The sequence below is a fragment of the Chitinophagaceae bacterium genome, from assembly GCA_030053935.1.
In the GTDB taxonomy this organism is placed as follows: domain Bacteria; phylum Bacteroidota; class Bacteroidia; order Cytophagales; family JASGCU01; genus JASGCU01.
In genome coordinates this window covers 1-6,020 of record JASGCU010000119.1, presented here as the reverse complement: position 1 = coordinate 6,020, position 6,020 = coordinate 1, and the positions used below count along the sequence as shown (strand labels likewise).

Sequence of the window (6,020 nt, the reverse complement as noted above, 5' to 3'; positions counted from 1 at the left end):
TTTATAGAAATGATAAAGGGAAAAACATGTTGAGCACCAATACTGCCCCTACTATACCTACCACATTGAGAGATTCTATTATAGAAAGAAATAGAAAAGTAATGCTTTCATGGTCTCCTTCAAAAGATTCAACAGCAAGCGGAATGAACCAAAACTTTGTTACCTACAATATATACATCGGCACAAAAGAAAACAAAAACTCTGTCCGAAGTAGCCAAACACTTCCAAACGGTAAACCCCTTCTGGGTGAAATGAATAATACCATTCATACAAATTTTTTTATACTCAATGTATCAACTCTTGCAAAACCGAAAACATATTATTGGAGTGTTCAGGCAATTGATGCGACAGGGAAAGCAAGTAATTGGGCTATAGAAGATAGTTTTAGTTTAATGAGCGGACAAGAAATTATTTTTAATACTTTACCACCTCAAGAATATTTAGATGAATTTTATCTCGGTGCCGTAAGCACATCAGGACTACCTATTACCTATACTACCGAAAATACATCTCTTATATCCATACAAGGAAATAGAGTCGTTATTAACAACATCGGTTCAGGAACAGCCCTTATTACCGCTACCCAAAGTGGAAATCAACTCTACTATCCTGCAAATAATGTATCACAAGTTCTCTATATATTAAAAAGAAATCAGAGCATAACATTTGAAGAAAATACTCTCAAAACATTCGGACATAATTTTGATTTTACAGCAAATACTACATCAGGCCTACCTATTTCTTACACTAGTAACAATAATATAGTTTCTATCGATGGAAGTAGAGCAACTATTCTTTCTGTGGGTACGGTTCTTATAACAGCGTCTCAAAATGGAGATGGTAATTACAATGCTGCCACATCTGTACAAAAAATATTTACCATCACAAAAAAATTACAGCAAATATATATTTCTACCACACAATATCAAAAAACATACGGAGAGATACCCTTTACTATAAATGCCACTTCTAACAGCACTTTACCTCTCGTTTACTCCATTTCTAATACTCTTTTATATTTGCAGAATAATACTCTCACTATACAAGGAGCTGGGACAGTTTCTCTCTCTCTCTCTCAAAACGGAAACCAAAACTACGAAAAAGCGGACACCGTAAAAGTATTTTTAACCATACACAAAGCATCTCAATCCATAAATATATCTCATATACCCATCATTAAAAATATGGGAGATAACGCTTTCACTCTTTCTTACTCCGCATCGAGTGGGCTATCTCTTACTTACAGTAGTTCCAATACTTCTATAGCATACTTTTCGGGAAATCAAATATATATAGGTTCACAAGATGGGATAACCTCTCTCTTTTTTATCCAAAATGGAGATAAAAATTACCTACCTACAAACGCAAGTCAACTTATATTCGTTTCCAATCCTACAAAACAATATCCCAATCTTTATTTTGTAGATATACCTGAAAAAACCTTTGGAGACCCTCCTTTTTTACTCGGGATTACTTCCAACTCCACCGTACCTATATCTTATATAAGTGAAAACACTGCAATAGTAACTATATCCAATGATACTGTGCGTATTATTCAACCGGGGACTACAAATATAAGTGTTTATCAATACGGAAATGCATCTTATAATCCACAAATAATCACAAAAAGCATGAGAATAGTAAAAGCAAATCAATCTATAACTTTAGCACAAATACCAACTAAAACCTTAGGAGACAGGGCATTTAAAATATCTGCTTCTTCTAGCTCATCTTTACCTCTCTCTTTTACCAGCTCTAATACAAATATTGTCCAAATAAAGAAAGATAGTGTTTTTGTAAGAAGCTCAGGTATAGTAATAATAACAGCAAGACAACCAGAAAATAATAACTATAACGCCACCCAAGCAACCACCATAATAAGAGTACTAGATACTCTCAAACAAAATCAAACAATTATTTTTGCACCCATTCCAATAAAAATATACGGAGGATCCGATTTCTTACTATCTTCTACACTATCTTCTGGATTAACCCCCACATATATAAGTAATGATACATCTGTAGCTACTATACATATAAATAGAGTTACTATTAAACAAGCCGGAACCTGCCTCATCAGTGCATACCATCTCGGAAACCAAAACTTGAATCCTACTAATATCGTATTCCAAACACTCATTGTTACCCGAGCAAATCAAATTATAAGCTTTCCTAATCTACCCCCTAAAATAAATACAGACCCTATTTTTAATATTACCGCATATTCATCCGCTAGCTTACCCATAATCTACTCTTCATCTAATATAGCAGTAGCCTCAGTACTCAATAATTCTGTAACTATAATAAATCACGGAATAATAAATATAACCGCATACCAAACAGGAAATAAAAATTATTTACCAGCTTTTAATACACAACGACTTATCATAAACTCTGTATCAAAAACAAATCAAACCATATCCTTCCTTCCAATACCCGAAAAAATAATTGGACATCCGCCATTTATTCTTACAGCATCATCCAGTTCCTCACTACTACCAATAGAATTTACAAGCTCAAATCCTTCCGTAGCAACAATAAACGGAAATACTATCTTTATAAGATCGAACGGAACTGCTACGATAACAGCTTTCCAAGAAGGTAACACAACCGTTAACTCTGCAATAGCGTATCAAAACCTAGTAATAAAAATAGAACAATCCATCTTTGCTACCCCAATACCTTCCAAAATATTTGATGATGCCCCATTTATAATAGAAGCATCTGCAACTTCTTTCTTACCCATTACCTATTCTTTCTCAAACTCATCAATCGCACATTTAGAAAATAATACCATTACTATTTTACAAGCAGGTACTACCAATGTGACTTTTTTTCAAACAGGTAATGAAACCTATAGACCCGCATCCCCCGTATCACAAATACTTTTCGTAGATAAAAAATTGCAACAAATAACGATGGATTCCATCTTTTCTAAATATTTGGGAGACGAACCTTTTCAAATACATGCCAGATCTAATATGGGCTTAACTGTTTCGTACTCCTCATCCAATCAAAATGTTGCAACTATCTCTTCTAATGTCGTATTTGTAAACGGTGGAGGAGCAACTATAATAACAGCATATCAAAATGGAAATAACAATTATTACCCCGCAACGCCAATACAAAAAACATTATACGTATCTAAAAGACCGCAAACCCTTACTTTCAATCCTCTTATAAATAGAACATGGGCAGACCCTCCTTTTACTCTCAGAGCATTCGTTTCATCAGGTCTATTTATAACATACTCCTCTTCCAATGAATTTGTGGCTATTGTTGATGGACAAAATATAATCTTAAAAGAACCCGGAACAACTACCATTACTGCCTATCAAAACGGTAATATTATCTATATTCCCTCTAATTCCGTTTCCCAAAAACTTATAGTCGAAAAAACAAACCAAAATATTACCTTCCCTAATATTCCTGTAAAAACTTTCGGAAAGTATTCTTTCAAACTTGCCGCCTATTCTGATTCTAAACTCCCTATAACATACGTCTCATCAGATACAAAAATTGTCAACATAATAGATAACATTGTAATAATGGACACATCAGGCATCGCTAAAATAACCGCCTACCAAAACGGAAATAGATTCTACCTACCAGCAGACCCTATATATAGAACTATTCTTATTTTACCACCTATTGTAAATACTACTAATGCCGATCCCGACAAATACCAACAAACCATAACTTTTAACAATATCCCTCTCAAATACAAAGGAGATGCACCATTTATACTGGAAGCATTTGCATCCAGCAAGCTCCCTATTCAATACCAATCATCCGACCCATATATTGCAACTGTACTAGAAGATACCATTATCATATTACAATCAGGACAAATAAAAATAACAGCTGCCCAACCAGGAAACCCCGAATACAATCCCGCTCATCCTATAATAAAATATCTTACTATATGGGACAAAAATAAACTCCCCCAAGAAATAATATTCCAAACAATACCCGAAAAAACCTTAGAAAGCCCACCTTTTACAATACTATCTCAAAGCTCCGCAAACCTTCCTATAACCTACATTTCTTCTGATACCACTAAATTAAAAATAATAAATGATTCTGTATATATAAAAAATATAGGAATCATAACTATTACAGCATTGCAAACAGGAAACCAAACCTACAATCCCGCAATCCCAATAGAACAAAAAATAAATATCATATCCACCGCAAAGAAAAATCAAAATATAATCTTTGAAACTATTCCACATAAAACAGTCGGAGACCCTACTTTTTTACTCTCCGCAAGAACTAACTCATTACTACCCATTTATTTTACCAGCTCTAACTCAAATATTGCTACTATAGATAAAAAAGCTGTTAATATTACAGGTCATGGAACCGTCAACATCATCGCATACCAAGAAGGGAATAATGAATACAACCCTGCTACACCTGTATCACAAACACTCATAATATTCCCCCAGACAATCATCCAAAAAAGAAATCAAACTATACACTTTATCACTCCAACCGTATTATTCTATACAGACGTATTCTTTACACTAAAAGCAACAAGCACATCCCGACTCCCCGTATCTTTCTTCACCAACGACTCTTCTATAAACATTCGCGACTCCATAATAACTACAGTAGACCCTGTCACAACCCCTATCAACATTAATATAACAGCTATACAAACAGGAAATCAATATTACTATCCTGCAAACCCCATTACCCGAAGAATTACCATACACCCACACCCTCTCACCCCCATTATCCAAACAAATAATAATATAAAAATATACCCTAATCCTACTCACGACATCATTACTCTTAAAACTAAAATAAAAATAACAAAATACCTCATCTACGACATACTTGGAAAATTACAAATGAAAAGTAACCCTCTCTCTTTTTCAAATAACGAATACAAAATTAATATAAAAATACTCAAACCAGGAGAATACATATTAATACTCTACGACAACTTTGGAAATATTGTGCAAAACGAAAAAATAATAAAACAGTAATAATGAAAAACTATTTGAGTATACTTCTTATTTTCTTCTTCTCTTGCAAAGATAACAAAACCGATACTCTCTTTTATAAAGGAAACCAAGCATTATCAAAACAAAATTACTCACAAGCAATTCAATGGTACAACAGATGTATCCAAAAAAACAAACAGTATAAAAATGCTTATAATAACAGAGGAGTCGCATACCTAAAAAATAACAACATAGGACAAGCAATACTAGACTTTAATACCGCTATATCCATAGATTCTCAATACGTAGATGCATATTTTAACCGAGCAAACGCCTATTATATACAAAATAGATACTTAAAAGCAATAAAAGACCTACACAAAATCAAACAATTTTATCCCGACTCCTCAAAAATATATATCACAGAAGGAATCATCCACTTCCAAGCTAAAATGTATACAGAAGCAAAAATATCATTCCTCCATGCCCTCAAACGAGACACTACAAACGGAGAAATTTACGGAAATTTAGGAACTACCTACTTCTATCTCAAAAAAAAAGACAGCGCAACCCACTACTTAAAAAAAGGACTATTCTACATACCCAACAATCCTCAAATCCATAACACCATATCACAAATACTAGTACAACAAGAAAAATATGACTCCGCTCTTGCACACATAAATACCGCATTAAAAACATCCTACCACGAAAGCTCCTTTCAAAATAATAAAGGATACATACTCTTAAAAACAAACAAAATAGACGAATCCTTAGAGTATTTCAACAGAGCTATTTATTACGATGCAAACAATGCAAATGCCCACAAAAACAAAGGCATATATTATCAAAAAAAACAACAATGGAACCATGCATTAGAACACTTCTTAAAAGCCCATTCTTTAGATAAAAAAATAGAAAACATCCACTTTTTACTAGCACAAGTATACCAAAAACTCAACAATCAAAAAAAAGCAAATGAACACATACAACAACTCTAAACCATTTTCAAAAGAGACTAAAGAAAATATAAAAACTAATTTTTAAAAATGCTCTTTTTATATA

2 protein-coding genes are annotated in these 6,020 nt (G+C 33.4%); both read left to right on the top strand.

Annotated features, from left to right (window positions below; genetic code table 11):
- Positions 1 to 26 precede the first annotated feature (26 nt).
- Positions 27 to 4,997, top strand: a complete 4,971-nt coding sequence (locus QM536_09295) for a hypothetical protein (GenBank protein MDI9357203.1) — start codon at positions 27 to 29, stop codon at positions 4,995 to 4,997.
- 2 nt (positions 4,998 to 4,999) lie between these two features.
- Positions 5,000 to 5,956 carry a tetratricopeptide repeat protein gene (locus tag QM536_09290; protein MDI9357202.1) on the top strand — a complete coding sequence of 319 codons (957 nt, stop codon included), beginning with the start codon at positions 5,000 to 5,002 and terminating at the stop codon, positions 5,954 to 5,956.
- Positions 5,957 to 6,020: the final 64 nt, after the last annotated feature.